Source organism: Rhodanobacter sp. C06 (assembly GCF_002001105.1).
Classification (GTDB): Bacteria; Pseudomonadota; Gammaproteobacteria; order Xanthomonadales; family Rhodanobacteraceae; genus Rhodanobacter_A.
Genome location: NZ_MUNP01000063.1, coordinates 1 through 14,969, shown reverse-complemented (window position 1 = coordinate 14,969; position 14,969 = coordinate 1). Strand labels below are relative to the sequence as shown.

Annotated in this window: 6 protein-coding genes; 3 read left to right on the top strand and 3 right to left on the bottom strand. The window is 69.9% G+C overall.

What is annotated here, in order from left to right:
* The first annotated feature begins 24 nt into the window (after window positions 1–24).
* Entirely contained in the window at window positions 25–2,508 is a 2,484-nt protein-coding gene (locus tag B0E52_RS13750; protein WP_077484700.1) for a GGDEF and EAL domain-containing protein, read from the top strand.
* Window positions 2,509–2,619: 111 nt separating this feature from the next.
* On the opposite strand, the gene B0E52_RS13745 is transcribed toward B0E52_RS13750, so the two are convergent.
* The gene (locus tag B0E52_RS13745) at window positions 2,620–3,069 is read right to left on the bottom strand and encodes a GNAT family N-acetyltransferase (protein ID WP_139351699.1); all 450 of its coding nucleotides are present in this window, start codon (window positions 3,067–3,069) and stop codon (window positions 2,620–2,622) included.
* A gap of 163 nt (window positions 3,070–3,232) precedes the next feature.
* On the opposite strand from B0E52_RS13745, the gene B0E52_RS13740 reads away from it, so the two are divergent.
* Entirely contained in the window at window positions 3,233–11,839 is an 8,607-nt protein-coding gene (locus tag B0E52_RS13740) for a glucoamylase family protein (protein ID WP_077484698.1), read from the top strand.
* A gap of 15 nt (window positions 11,840–11,854) precedes the next feature.
* Here the strand turns inward: B0E52_RS13740 and B0E52_RS13735 are convergent, their stop codons facing one another.
* Entirely contained in the window at window positions 11,855–12,862 is a 1,008-nt protein-coding gene (locus B0E52_RS13735) for an integron integrase (RefSeq protein WP_077484697.1), read from the bottom strand.
* Window positions 12,863–13,033: 171 nt separating this feature from the next.
* Here B0E52_RS13735 and B0E52_RS18430 point away from each other — a divergent pair, with 171 nt between their 5' ends.
* Window positions 13,034–13,366: a hypothetical protein gene (locus B0E52_RS18430; protein WP_139351698.1), complete on the top strand. Its 333-nt coding sequence runs from the start codon at window positions 13,034–13,036 to the stop codon at window positions 13,364–13,366.
* A 1,157-nt stretch (window positions 13,367–14,523) separates the two neighbouring features.
* On the opposite strand, the gene B0E52_RS18650 is transcribed toward B0E52_RS18430, so the two are convergent.
* On the bottom strand, window positions 14,524–14,969 hold a 446-nt coding region (locus tag B0E52_RS18650), incomplete at its 5' end, for a hypothetical protein (protein ID WP_217316696.1).

Sequence of the window (14,969 nt, the reverse complement as noted above, 5' to 3'; positions counted from 1 at the left end):
GACCGATCTTTGCAGGCAGCGAAGATGTCCACGGCAGTGCAGTCCACCGGCGGTGATGGGCCCGCTTCCGCGTTTCCGCCGGAGCTGGCCGGTCACGTGCTGCAGAACGCCCCGGCGCTGATCGCCTGCATCGACACCGAGCTGCGCTTCCGCTTCGTCAACGACACCCATCGCCGCTGGTTCGGCGTCGATCCCGCGCAGCTGATCGGCCGGCGCGTCAGTGAGGCGCTGGACGTGCAGAGTTACCTCGGCGCACGCGCCGCGCTGCTACAGGCGCTGGCCGGCCAGCCGACGCACTACGAGGGCGAGCTCGCCAGCGGTGCGATGCGCCGCTACGTGCACGGGCATTTCCAGCCCGACCTCGACGCCACGGGCCAGGTGCGCGGCGTCATCACCGTGTTCACCGACATCACCGAGCGGCACGCGCTGGAGCTGCAGCTGCGCGAGAGCGAGCAGCGCTTCTTCCAGGCGTTCCAGCACGCCGCGATCGGCATGGCGCTGATCCATCCCGATGGCCAGTTCATGCGCGTCAACGCCGCGCTGTGCGCGATGCTCGGCTATGCCGACACCGAGCTGCTCGCACGCAACTGGCGCGACATCACCCACCCGGACGACCTGGCCGCGAGCGAAGCACTCGCCCGCCAGCTGGTCGACGGCAACCGCGAGGCCTACCACACCGAGAAGCGCTACCTGCATCGCGACGGCCACGCCGTGTACGCCCAGCTCAGCGTGTCGCAGGTGCGCGACGACGCCGGCCGGCTGCGCTACGTGGTCACCCAGGTGCAGGACGTCAGCCAGCGCCGCCACTTCGAGGACACGCTGTTCCGCGAGCGCCAGCTCGCCGAGGCCACGCTGAGCTCGATCGGCGACGCGGTGCTGACCACCGACCCCGGCCTGCACGTGACCTCGCTCAACCCGATCGCCGAGGCGATGACCGGCTGGAGCGCCGGCGAGGCCAAGGGCCGGCGCATGGACGAAGTGTTCCGGCTGCGCGACGCGGACAGCGGCGCCGAGGTGGCGAACCCGCTGCGCGAGGCGATCCGCCGCAACGCGATCGTGAACCTGTCCGGCAAGGTGGCGCTGGCCCACCGCAACGGCTTCGAGACGCCGATCGAGGATTCCGCCGCGCCGATCCACGATCCCGCCGGCAACGTGATCGGCGGCGTGCTGGTCTGCCACGACGTCAGCGAGAACCGCGCGCTGGCGCTGAAGATGATCCACCTCACCCAGCACGACGCGCTCACCGGCCTGCCCAACCGCAACCTGCTGCCGGAGCATGTCGATCAGGCGGTGCACCGCGCCACGCTGCGCGACCGCCGCTGCGCGCTGCTGTACCTGGACATGGACCACTTCCGCCGCATCAACGAGGCGCTCGGCTACGAGGGCGGCGACCAGGTGATGCAGGCGGTGGCGCAGGGCCTGCGCGAGACGCTGCGCGAGAACGAGACCCTGTACCGCTACAACGGCGACGAGTTCGTGCTGCTGCTGCCGCGCGTGGACGAGGCCTGCGAGGCCACCGTGCTGGCCGAGCGACTGCAGCAACAGTGCGCGCGCATCGCGCTGCCGGGCGTCGCGTCGTTGCAGGTCGGCGCCAGCATCGGCATCAGCGTGTTCCCCGACGACGCGGACGACGCCGACGCCCTGCTGCGCCACGCGGGCACCGCGATGTACGAGATGAAGGTGGCCGGCCGCGGCGGCTGGCGCCGCTACACCACCGCGATGGGCGAACGCGCCGCCACGCTGCGCAACATCGAGGGCGCGCTGCGCGATGCGCTGGCGCACGACGCGCTGGCGCTGCACTACCAGCCGATGGTGGACGCGCGCAGCGGCCGCATCGTCGGCGCCGAGGCCCTGTTGCGCTGGCAGGTCGACGGCCACGACGTGTTCATGCCCGACCAGTTCATCCCGGTGGCCGAGGACAGCGGCCTGATCGCCGAACTCGGCGCGTGGGTGCTGCAGCGGGCCTGCATGCAGTCGCGGCAATGGCGGCAGCGCGGGCGGGTGCTGCCGATCTCGGTGAACGTGTCGCCGCTGCAGTTCCGCCACGAGCGCTTCCAGCCGCAGCTCGACGCGTTGCTGGGCGCCTACGGCATCGGCCCCGGCCAGCTGGAGCTGGAACTGACCGAGCGCACCATGATGGCCGGCGGCGATGCCACGACCCGGCTGCTGCAACGCATCCGCCAGCATGGCGTGCGGCTGTCGCTGGACGACTTCGGCACCGGCTACTGCAGCCTGTCCTATCTCAAGCACTTCCCGGTCGACGCGCTGAAGATCGACCGCAGCTTCGTGCACGACGTGACCGCCGACAGCGACACCGCCGCGATCACCCGCACGATCGTCGCGATGGCGCGCAGCCTCGGCAAGACGGTGATCGCCGAGGGCGTGGAGACCGCCGCGCAGGCCGACTTCCTGCGCGAGGCCGGCTGCACCCTGCTGCAGGGCTTCCATTTCGGCATGCCGATGCCCGCCGCCGAGCTGGAACGCTGGATGGCCGCCAGCGCTGCCTGAGCGGGGCCCGCCCCGTAGGAGCGCACCCTGTGCGCGATGGCTTCTGGCTCCGGTCGAAGCGCCTTTCGCGCACAGGGTGCGCTCCTACACAAAGACGGCCACGGCGGCGCGTCAGAGCACCTGCTCGTACATCGCGTAATGGCATGGACGCATGCCCAGCCGCTCGTAGGTCGACTGCGCGCGGCGGTTCTCCGTCTCCACGTACAGGCGCAGGCGCGCCGCGCCGGCGGCGCGGGCGCGGCGTTCCACTTCGGCATACAGCGCACGGAACACGCCGTCGCGACGTGCCTCAGGCACCACGTACACGCTCTGGATCCACCAGTAGTCGCCGGCGCGCCAGTCGCTCCACTCGAACGTGACCAGCAGGCCGCCCAGCGCCGCGCCGTCACGTTCGGCGACCAGGTAGAAGCCGCGCTGCGGCTGCTCGAATACGCCGCGCACGCCGCGCTCCAGCACCGCCGGATCGAGTGCGAGGCCTTCGGTCTCGCACGCCATCGCCGCGTTCCAGGCGCACAGCGCGGGCAAGTCGGCAACGACGGCGGGACGGATCGACAGCGGCATCTTCGGCGTTTCCGGCAAGGGGGCGAGACACGCATCGTAGCGCGCACGATCTTCACGTTCGGCCGCGTAAGGTCGATTGCCTATCGCCGCGTCCGTGCACCGACGCCAATCCCGCGGTCCGCTCGCGACGAGCCGATCGCGTCGAACCCGGCAGGAACCGCCATTGAATTTCGCCAAACTCCCCGAGCTGCTGCGCTTGCGCCGCTTGCGCGCCTTCCGCCGTCGCCGTGCCGCGCAACGCGCCAGGCGCGAGCCGGAGCCGGAGCCGGCGCTGCGGGCGGAGCTGTTCAGCGCCGAACAGATGGAGCGCCACGGCCGCACGCTGGCCGCGCAGCACCGGCTGAGCCCGGGCCGCCACGCCGACCTGCTGCTGGCGCGGCTGGCCGACAACGAGGCGGTGCTGATCCACGCCTGCGAGCGGCTCACCCCGGCCACCCGCCAGGGCCGCCGCATCACGCCCGCCGGCGAATGGCTGCTGGACAACTTTTACCTGGTCGAGGAGCAGGTGCGCATCGCGCGCCGCCACCTGCCCAAGGGCTACAGCCGCGAACTCCCGCGCCTCGCGCACGGGCCATCGGCCGGGCTGCCACGGGTATACGACATCGCGCAGGAAGTGATCGCGCACGGCGACGGCCGCGCCGACATCGCCGGCCTGCGCCGCTTCGTCAACACCTACCAGGCGGTGGCGCCGCTGAAGCTGGGCGAGCTGTGGGCGATCCCGATCATGCTGCGCCTCGCGCTGATCGAGAACCTGCGCCGCGTCGCCGCGCGGGTGATCGCCGACTGGCGCGATCGCGGCAAGGCCGCGCGCTGGGCCGACAAGCTCACCGCCGCCGCCGAACGCGACCCTGCCGGCGTGGTGCTGGTGGTGGCCGACATGGCACGCGCCGGGCCGCCGATGAGCGGGCCATTCGTGGCTGAGCTGTCGCGCCGGTTGCAAGGCCAGGGCCCGGCGCTGGCGCTGCCGCTGGGCTGGATCGAGCAGCGGCTTGCGCAGTCGGGCCTCAGCGTGGAGCAGCTGGTGCAGCTGGAAGCGCAGCAGCAGGCGGCCAGCCAGGTGTCGATCGGCAACAGCATCGGCAGCCTGCGCGCGCTGTCGGCGATCGACTGGCGCGCCTTCGTCGAGCGCACCAGCCTGGTCGAGCGCACGCTGCGGCAGGACCCCGCCGGCGTCTACGCGGCGATGGATTTCGCCACCCGCGACGACTACCGCCACGCGGTGGAGCGGCTGGCGCGCCGGCACCGGCTGGACGAGCACGCGGTGGCGACGGCCACGATCGCGCTGTGCCGCCGCGCCGTCGACGACGACGCGCCGCCGCTGCAACGGCACGCCGGCCACTGGCTGATCGCCGCGGGCCGGCCCGCGCTGGAGCGGGAGCTGGGCGTGCACGCGCCGCTCGCCGAACGGCTGCGCCGCGGCTTCGACCGCGCGCCGCTGCCGATCTACCTGGGCCTGCTGGCCGTGCTCACGTTCGCGTTCGCGCAGCCGCTGCTGGCCACCATGGCGCGCGACGACTTCCCGTTATGGGCGCTGCTCGCCGTCGCGCTGCCGGCGGCGCTGGTGGCCAGCCAGCTCGCGCTGAGCCTGCTGAACTGGCTGGCCACGCTGAGCCTGCATCCGCAGCGGCTGCCGCGCATGGACTACGCCGACGGCATCCCCGCCGAGGCGCGCACGCTGGTGGCGGTGCCCTGCCTGCTCGGCGACGCGCACGACGTGGAGACGCAGGTCGAGGCGCTGGAGGTACGCTTCCTCGGCAACCGCGACGAGCGCCTGCACTTCGCCCTGCTCACCGACTTCGGCGACGCAGACGCGGAAACGCTGCCCGGCGACGACGCCCTGCTGCGGCTGGCACGGCTGCGCATCGAGGCGCTCAACGAGCGTCATGCCGATGCCGGCGTCGACCGTTTCTTCCTGCTGCACCGGCCGCGCCGCTGGAATCCGGGCGAGCGCCGCTGGATGGGCCGCGAGCGCAAGCGCGGCAAGCTGGCCGACCTCAACGCGATCCTGCGCGACCGGGGCGAGGACCGTTTCCAGCTGATCGCCGGCGACCTCTCCGCGCTGCCGCCGGTGCGCTACGTGATCACGCTGGACGCCGACACCCAGCTGCCGCGCGACGCCGCCGCGCAATTCGTGGGCACGCTGGACCACCCGCTCAACCGCCCGCACTACGACTCGCGCAAGGGCCGCGTCACCAGCGGCCACGGCCTGCTGCAGCCGCGCGTGGGCATCAGCCTGCCCGGCACCGCGCGCTCGCGCTACGCGCGGCTGTTCGGCAGCGACGCCGGCATCGATCCGTACACGCAGATGGTTTCGGACGTGTACCAGGACGTGTTCGGCGAAGGCTCGTTCATCGGCAAGGGCATCTACGACGTCGACGCGTTCGAGTCCGCGCTGGAGGGCCGCTTCCCCGACAACCGCATCCTCAGCCACGACCTGATCGAGGGCTGCCACGCGCGCTGCGCGCTGCTCAGCGACGTGCAGCTGTACGAGGAACACCCGGTGCGCTACCAGGACGACGTGCAGCGCCGGCATCGCTGGATCCGCGGCGACTGGCAGCTGCTGCCCTGGCTGCTGCCGTGGGCGCCGGCGGCGAACGGGCGCTGGCGGCGCAACGCGCTCACCGCGCTGTCGCGCTGGAAGATCCTCGACAACCTGCGCCGCAGCCTGGTGCCCGCCGCGTTGCTGGCGTTGCTCGCGCTGGGCTGGCTGGCGCTGATCCCGGTACTGTCCTGGACGCTGGCGGTACTGGCGATGGTGGCGGTGCCGCCGCTGCTGTCGGCGCTGCTGGAACTGGCGCAGAAGCCGCACGACGTGCAGCTGGACCAGCACCTGCGCGCGGGCTTCGCCGCCGCCAGCCAGCACCTCGGCCGCATCGCGCTGCACCTCGCATGGCTGCCGCACGAGGCGCTGTACAGCCTCGACGCGATCGCTCGCACGCTGTGGCGCATGGCGGCCAGCCATCGCCACCTGCTGCAATGGCGCAGCTCGGCCGAGGTGGCGCGTTCCAGCCGCCACACGCCGGCCGCGTTGTGGCGGCTGCTGTGGATCGCGCCGTGCGTGGCGGTGCTGCTGGGCGCACTGCTCATCGCCAGGCGCCCGGTCGCGCTGCCGGTGGCCGCGCCGCTGCTGGTGCTGTGGCTGCTCGCGCCCACGCTGGCGTGGTGGATCGGCCTGCCGCGGCGCGCGCGCATGGCCGCGCCGAACGCCACGCAACGGCTGTTCCTGCGCCAGCTCGCGCGCCGCACCTGGGCGTTCTTCGACAACGAGGTGAACGCGGAACACCACTGGCTGCCGCCGGACAACATCCAGGAGGCGCCGGTGGCGGCGGTCGCGCAACGCACCTCGCCCACCAACATCGGGCTGGCGCTGCTGGCGAACCTCGCCGCGCACGACTTCGGCTGGCTGGGCACGCGCCGGCTGCTGGAGCGCAGCGCGCACACGCTGGACACGTTGCAGGCGCTGCCGCGCCACCGCGGCCACTGGTACAACTGGTACGACACACGGAGCCTGCAGCCGCTGCCGCCGCTGTACGTGTCGGCGGTGGACAGCGGCAACCTCGCCGGCCACCTGCTCACCCTGCGTCCCGGCCTGCTGGAACTCGTCAACGAACCGGTGTTCCGCGACGCCGCGCTACGTGGCCTGCGCGATGCCTGGCGCGTGCTGGAAAGCGTATGGCCGCAGGGAGATGTCGCCGCCACACCGCTGCGCGAGCTCGACGCCACGCTGGCCGCGCCGCCCGCCACCACCGGCGCGGCGCTGGCGGTGCTGGAACGCCAGCACGCGCAGGCGCAGGCGCTCGCCGCGCCGGACGACGAGGAAGCCGCATTCTGGCTCGCCGCGCTGCAGGCGCAATGCCGCGAACTGCTGGAGGAAACGCAGGCCTTCCACCTCGACCCGCCCGCGGACGACGACGGCGGCTTCCACGGCATCCCCAGCCTGCGCCAGCTCGCGCGCATCGAACCGTTGTGCTGGCCGGGCACCGCGCAGGCCGAACAGCGCCGCGAACAGGCGCGCGAGCGCATCGCGCGCATCGAGCAGCTGGCGCAGCAGGCCGCCGCGCTGGCGCAGATGGACTGGCGCTTCCTGTACGACGGCGCGCGCGACCTGCTGGCGATCGGCTACAACGTGGACGAACGCCGGCTCGACGCCGGCTATTACGACCTGCTCGCCTCCGAGGCGCGGCTGGCCAGCTTCGTGGCGATCGCGCAGGGCCAGCTGCCGCAGGACAACTGGTTCACGCTCGGCCGCCTGCTCGCCACCAGCGACGGCGAGCCGGTGCTGCTGTCGTGGACCGGCTCGATGTTCGAGTACCTGATGCCGGCGCTGGTGATGCCCGGCTACGAGGGCAGCCTGCTCGACCAGAGCTGCCGCGCCGCGGTGACGCGGCAGATCGACTACGGCCGCCGGCTGGCCCTGCCGTGGGGCGTGTCCGAATCCGGCTACAACGCGTTCGACGCCCACCTCAACTACCAGTACCGCGCGTTCGGCGTGCCGGGGCTGGGGCTGAAGCGCGGGCTGGGCGACGACGTGGTGATCGCGCCCTACGCCAGCATGCTCGCCGCGATGGTGGCGCCCGCCGCCGCCGCGCGGAACCTGCAGCAACTCGCCGCGCTGGGCCTGGCCGGCCGCTACGGCATGTACGAGGCGCTGGACTGCACGCCGGCGCGCGTGCCGCGCGGGCAGGACAGCGTGGTGGTGCGCTCGTTCATGTCGCACCACCAGGGCATGGGCCTGCTGGCGCTGGACCACGCCTTGCTCGGCCAGCCGATGCAGCGGCGCTTCGCCGCCGACCCGCAGTTCCGCGCCACCTGCCTGCTGCTGCAGGAGCGCGTGCCGCGCACCGCGGCGGAATACCTGCACGCCACCGGCTTCCCCGAACTGGCCGAAGGCCCGCGCACCGCCGAGGCGCGGCTGCGCGTGTTCATCGACCCGAACCGGCCGCGCCCCGCGCTGCAGCTGCTGTCCAACGGCCGCTACCACGTGATGGTGTCCAGCGCGGGCGGCGGCTACAGCCGCTGCCGCGAACTGGCGGTGACGCGCTGGCAGGCGGACGTCACGCGCGATCACTGGGGCATGTTCGGCTACCTGCGCGACGTGGCCAGCGGCACGTACTGGTCGGTGGCCTGGCAGCCGGTGTGCCGCAAGACCGAGCTGTACGAGGCAATCTTCTCCGACGCCCGCGCCGAGTTCCGCGTGCGCGAACGCGAGTTCGACGCGCACACCGAGATCGTGGTGTCGCCGGAGGACGACATCGAGCTGCGCCGCACCCGCCTCACCAACCGCGGCCGCACGCGTCGCACGATCGAGCTGACCACCTACGCCGAGGTGGTGCTGGCGCCGCCCGTGGCCGACGCGGTGCATCCCGCTTTCAGCAAGCTGTTCGTCGAGACCGAGCTGCTGCCCGAGTTGCAGGCCATCGTCTGCAGCCGCCGCCCGCGCGCGGCCGGCGAGGCGGTGCCGTGGCTGTGCCACCTGCTGGCGGTGCACGGCGCCGACGTGGCGGCGATTTCCTACGAAACCGACCGCGCGCGCTTCCTCGGCCGTGGCCGCGAACTGGCGCGGCCGCTGGCGATGGAGCAGGAAACCCTGTCCGGCAGCGCCGGCGCGGTGCTCGATCCGGTGGTGGCGATCCGCGTGCGCATCGCGCTGGAGCCGGAGCAGTCGGCCACGCTGGACGTGGTCACCGGCATGGCCGACAGCCGCGAGGCCTGCCTGCGGCTGATCGGCAAGTACCGCGACCGCCACCTCGCCGACCGCGTGTTCGACCTCGCCTGGACGCACAGCCAGGTGCTGCTGCGCCAGCTCAATGCCAGCCTGCCCGAGGCGCAGCTGTACGAACACATGGCCACCGCGATCCTCTACCCCAACGCCATGCTGCGCGCCGACAGCGGCGTGCTGGCGGCGAACCGCCGCGGCCAGAACGGGCTGTGGGGCCAGGGTGTGTCCGGCGACCTGCCGATCGTGCTGCTCAGCATCGCCGACCCCGCGCGCATCGAGCTGGTGCGCCAGCTGCTGCAGGCGCACGCGTATTGGCGGCTGAAAGGGCTGGTGGTGGACCTGGTGATCTGGAACGAGGACCGCGCCGGCTACCGCCAGGAGCTGCAGGACGCGATCCTCGGCCTGGTCTCCTCGGGCAGCGAGGCGGCCCTGCTCGACCGCCCCGGCGGCATCTTCGTGCGCCCCGCCCAGTTGCTCTCCGGCGAGGACCGCCTCGTGATGCTGGCCGCCGCGCGCATCGTGCTGGCCGACCATCGCGGCAGCCTCGCCGAGCAGGTGCAGCGGCGCCGGGTGGAAGCCACGCTGCCGCCGCTGGTGCCGGAATGGGTGCGCCGCGCCGTGCCGGCCGTGCCGCCCGCGAACGACGCGCTGCCGCAGCTGCCGCCCGGCCACTTCGCCGCCGACGGCCGCGAGTACGTGATCGTGCTCGACCCCGGCCGGCCCACGCCCGCGCCGTGGGCGAACGTGCTGGCGAACCCGCAGTTCGGCACGGTGCTCTCCGAGAGCGGCGGCGCCTACACCTGGAGCGAGAACGCGCACGAGTTCCGCCTCACGCCCTGGTCCAACGACCCGGTGGGCGACGGCGCCGGCGAGGCGCTGTACCTGCGCGACGAGGACGACGGTCGCTGCTGGTCGCCCAGCCCGCTGCCCTGTCGCGGCAGCGGCCGCTACGTGACCCGGCACGGCTTCGGCTACACCGTGTTCGAGCACGTCGAGGACGGCATCCGCAGCGAGCTCACGGTGTTCGTGGCGGTCGATGCGCCGCTGAAATTCTGCATGCTGAAACTGCGCAACCAGTCCGGCCGCACGCGCCGGCTATCCGTCACCGCCTACGTGGAATGGCTGCTCGGCGACCTGCGCGAGAAGACCGCGATGCACGTGGTCACCGAGGTCGAGCCGCGCAGCGGCGCCCTGCTCGCGCGCAACGCGTACAACGCCGAATTCCCCGGCCGCGTGGCTTTCCTCGACCTCGACGCCGAGGAGCGCAGCCTGGGCGGCGACCGCAGCGAATTCATCGGCCGCAACGGCAGCCTCGCCGCGCCCGCCGCGCTGGGCCGCGCGCAGCTCTCCGGCCGGCTCGGCGCGGGGCTGGACCCCTGCGGCGCAATGCAGGGCCGGCTCGCGCTGGACGACGGCGAGGAGCGCAGCGTGACGATCCGCCTCGGCGCGGGCCGCGACGCCGCCGATGCCGCCGCGCTGGCGCAACGCTACCGCGGCGGCGCCGCAGCGGCCGAAGCGCTGGACCAGGTGCATGCGCAATGGGATCGCATCCTGGGCGCGGTGCAGGTACGCACGCCCGAGCCCGCGCTGGACGTGCTCGCGAACGGTTGGCTGCCGTACCAGGCGCTGGCCTGCCGCGTCTGGGCGCGCAGCGGCTACTACCAGTCGGGCGGCGCGTTCGGCTTCCGCGACCAGCTGCAGGATTCCATGGCCTTGCTGCACGCCGCGCCGGAACTCGCGCGCAGCCAGCTGCTGCTGTGCGCCGCGCACCAGTTCCCCGAGGGCGACGTGCTGCACTGGTGGCACCCGCCGCTGGACCGCGGCGTGCGCACGCGCTGCTCCGACGACTACCTGTGGCTGCCGCTGGCCGTCGCGCGCTACGTGCTGGCCAGCGGCGACCGCGCGGTGCTGGACGAGGTCGTCGGCTACATCGAGGGCCGCGCGCTGCACGACGACGAGGAGTCGTACTACGACCTGCCGCAGCACTCGCCGCTGACCGAGCCGCTGTACCGCCACTGCGTGCGCGCGATCGAACGCGGCCTCGCCGCGCGAGGCCCGCACGGCCTGCCGCTGATCGGCAGCGGCGACTGGAACGACGGCATGAACCGCGTGGGCGAGCGCGGCATCGGCGAAAGCGTGTGGCTGGGCTGGTTCGAATGCGCGCTGCTGGCCGACTTCGCCGAAGTCGCCGCGCTGCACGCCGACGCCGGTTTCGCGCGGCGCTGCCGCGACGAGATCGCCACGCTGCGCACCGCGCTGGAACGGCATGCCTGGGACGGCGCCTGGTATCGCCGCGCCTGGTTCGACGACGGCACGCCGCTGGGCGCCCACGCCAACGAGGAATGCCGCATCGACTCCATCGCGCAGAGCTGGTCGGTACTCTCGGGCGCGGGCGAACCGGAACGCCAGCGCCAGGCAATGGACGCGCTGGACCGCCACCTGGTGCGCCGCGACGCCGGCCTGGTGCAACTGCTCGACCCGCCGTTCGACAAATCCGCGCTCGACCCCGGCTACATCAAGGGTTACCTGCCCGGCGTGCGCGAGAACGGCGGCCAGTACACCCACGCCGCGATCTGGGCCGCGATGGCGTTCGCGAAGCTCGGCGACGCCGCGCGCGCCTGGGAGCTCGCGCGCATGATCGCCCCCACCCGCCGCGGCGAGGACGCCACGCAAGTGGACATCTACAAGGTCGAACCCTATGTGGTCTGCGCCGATGTCTACGCGGTGGCACCGCACACCGGCCGCGGCGGCTGGAGCTGGTACACCGGCTCCGCCGGCTGGCTGTACCGCCTGCTGGTCGAATCCCTGCTCGGCCTGCGCCTCGACGCCGGCAAGCTGCGCCTCGTCCCGCTGCTACCCCCCGAATGGGACGGCTACGAACTCGACTACCGCCACCGCAGCACGCCGTACCGCATCCGCGTGCGGCAGTGCGACGCCGGCACGGCAGGCAGCGTACGGCTGGATGGCGTGCCGCAGGCGGACGGCGGCATTCCGCTGCACGACGACGGCGTGGAGCATCGCGTCGACATCGAGCATCCGCGGAGGGAGTGAATCGCCCTCGCCCGCTCAGCGATCCAGCGGACTCAGCACACCGTTTCCGCCCCGATTGAGCACGTGCGTGTAGATCTGGGTGGTTGCCACATCCTTGTGGCCGAGCAACTCCTGCACCGTTCGGATGTCGTAGCCCGACTCCAGCAGATGCGTGGCGAACGAATGGCGCAGCGTGTGCGCGCTCACCGGCTTGACGATGCCCGCACGGCGACAGGCGCTTTTCATGGCGCGCGACAGCAGCGCCTCGTCGAAGTGGTGCCGACGCTCCACGCCGTCCAGCGGATCGATCGAGCGCTGCGCCGAAGGAAACACGAACTGCCAGCCGAACTCGCGCCCGGCGCGTGGGTACTTGCGGGCCAGTGCATGCGGCAGGCGGGCCTGGCCGAAACCCGCGTGCAGATCGGCTTCATGCAAGACATGGGCGCGCTCGATCTCGCGTTGCAACGGCTCGACCAGCCGCCTGGGCAACACCGTGCGCCTGTCCTTGCCACCCTTGCCGTCGCGCACGGTGATTTCGTTGCGGGAAAAATCCACATCCTTCACCCGCAGCCGCATGCATTCCATCAGGCGCATGCCGGTGCCGTACAACAGGCTTGCCAACAGCCACGGGCGCCCTTCCAGCTGCGCCAGCAAGGCCTGCACCTCCTCGCGCGCCAACACCGTCGGGACGTGCTGCGAGCGCTTCGCGCGCACCATCGTCTCCATCCATGGCAGCTCGATCCGCAACACTTCCCGATAAAGGAAAAGCAGCGCCGACAGCGCCTGGTTCTGCGTGCTGGCCGCCACCCTTCCGCGCACGGCCAGGGCGGACAGGAAGCCCTCCACCTCCACCGCCCCCATGTCGCGCGGATGGCGCTTCCCGTTCACCAGGATGAACCGACGTATCCATCCCACATAGATGGCCTCGGTACGCAAGCTGTAGTGCTTGAGCCGCAAACGTCGCCGAACTTCGTCCAGCAGACGCGGCGCTGGCGCCCCCGGACGAGTCCCTGCTATCACCGTCGATAGTGGGGGATAAGACATAGCGCCTCGCTCCGTGGGATATGCAACGTGAGCATCACCCGCTGCCCGGTGCCGCCGCCATCCGGCAACCCCTTGTTCGCGTGTAGGATTCGCCCGCTTGACCAAGGACAGCCGAAAGCTGAACATCCGGTGCATATGCCCCGATCCGGGGTCTACTAAGCGTTAGAACTCATGAGCAGTACACAGAAATTGCAGAGTCTTTCGACCCTCAGCGAAGCACTTGAACTGTTGCTCGCTTCTGGCATCGGTGTCGTTGAGGCGTCTCGCATCGTCACGTCAAGCCGCGTTGCCCTGGGGCAGGAGAACAACCCTTTGTTTATTCCGTTCGTCGGCATCGACTCAGAGACTGACCAATTTCCGCTGGGCTCAGTACGTGAGTTGTGGGCGCCTGATGCGCTTGTAAGTTACGATCAAGAGCGCGAAGCGGCTGAGCAGCACTACACAGCTTGGGCAATGGAATCAGCAAAAGCGTTACTTGCTTGGGCGCATTCGCAAGAGTTCTAACAATTCGTTCAAGGCGGACGGCTACGCCGCCGCTTAACTCCAGCGTTAGAGCCCAGGTGAACAATGTCGCCAATTGAATTGAAGGCATCGCACGCCAAAACCCTTCGATACCTCGCTGCAAGTCGCTTCTACTTGCCGCAGGTACTGCCAAGCCAAGACGCTGAGGCTTGCTGGCTATCGCTGCAGGAATTCTTGCACCACAACGAACTCGGTCTTGCCCTCAACGACGCTATAGAACTTGGTGAGCTCTGCGGCAGCCCCAAGGAGTTCTGGGCCGAGTTACATTGTGCTGCTGTAAACATGGGCCTTCAAAGCCAAGCAGCATTGTTGCAGGCTAGGCTCTAACTACTCGTTCAAGGCGGACGGCTTCGCCGCCGCTTAACTCCAGCGTTAGGGGCCACTCATGGAACGTAGCGGTTTGGCCTGCCTCTTTATCGCCTTGCTCGGGGCCGTCTGTCTTCCTTCTGTCGCTCACTCAAGCCATGAGCGTCTGGCACAAGCGTCGGTTTGTGAGCTCACACATTTCGGCCCTGAACACGATGGACGTATCTACAGAACATTGGCGTTGTACTCCACCGACTTCCGTCACGGTGCTTTCCTCATAGATCCAACAAACACAAATTGTTGGGTGCAACTCGGCGTCAAGCAAAGCGACATTGACGGGTCCGTAGGTCGCTTCGAGCAACTGTTGGTAAACGGCGTGATGCGCCATGGTCCTGGCACAAAGCGAGTGGTACAGGCGGAAGTCGTCTTTCATTGGGTCAAAACGGATTCCGGCGGTACTTTCGCATCACATGGGAAGCCTTGGGTTCCCAAGGGCGAGGTCGAGTTAAGGCGCGTTTTCAGCTCGGTTGCTGCTACCGTGGCCCCTAACCAGTCGTCCGAGGCGGACGGCTCCGCCGCCGCTCAACTCCAGCGTTAGGGCGCAAGTGAGCTTCCCATTTTTGGAGGTGACTCGTGGAAAATGTAAAGGTTTACTATTTCATCAAGTTCGACCCTGCATCGGGGCAGAACCAACGCTCACTGCGTCCCGCAACGCGTGAGGCTATAGAGAGTGCCGGGGGCGTCATTGACGCGCGATCGGAGAAAGAAGTGCCGGCGTCCGGGCTTGATGGAAACGGATTTTATAACTTGCAGTGACTTTGCTAGCTTAGGCGTTAGGGTGCAGGGAGGAGATTATGGCGAAGCTTGAGCACAAGAACCTTCACGCCTACGGTGACAAGACGGAGGTATACGCTGCTCTGCAGCAGCATTACAACAGAGATACTTGGCGTCAGCTTTTTTGGCAGTACGCGATTTTTGGCTGCGCGATAGGCGGGGCATTCGTATCGGGCCACAAAGATTGGCTCTGGCTTTTTGCTGGCATCTTTTGCGTTGAACGAAGCATCTGTTGCTACATCGACAACAGCAATCGAAATTGGGCAATGCACGTTATCGACTGGCGTGAAAGCGGTGGCGGCGGTGCGCCCTAACCAGTCCGTAGGAGACTTCCCCGTCAAGCCGGGTGCATGACGCTTCTGCCCTGGGCTTTCGGGCGACTGCCGGTGCTGGGGATTTTCTGGTGCTTCGTACTGCGCGTCAGTGCTTCGCGGCCTGCTACGTG

What these genes read in the sequence shown, in the direction of transcription:
- B0E52_RS13750 (WP_077484700.1), top strand. Translation starts at nt 25, where the DNA reads ATGTCCACGGCAGTGCAGTCCACCGGCGGTGATGGGCCCGCTTCCGCG.
- B0E52_RS13745 (WP_139351699.1), bottom strand. Translation starts at nt 3,069, where the DNA reads ATGCCGCTGTCGATCCGTCCCGCCGTCGTTGCCGACTTGCCCGCGCTG.
- B0E52_RS13735 (WP_077484697.1), bottom strand. Translation starts at nt 12,862, where the DNA reads ATGTCTTATCCCCCACTATCGACGGTGATAGCAGGGACTCGTCCGGGG.
- B0E52_RS18430 (WP_139351698.1), top strand. Translation starts at nt 13,034, where the DNA reads ATGAGCAGTACACAGAAATTGCAGAGTCTTTCGACCCTCAGCGAAGCA.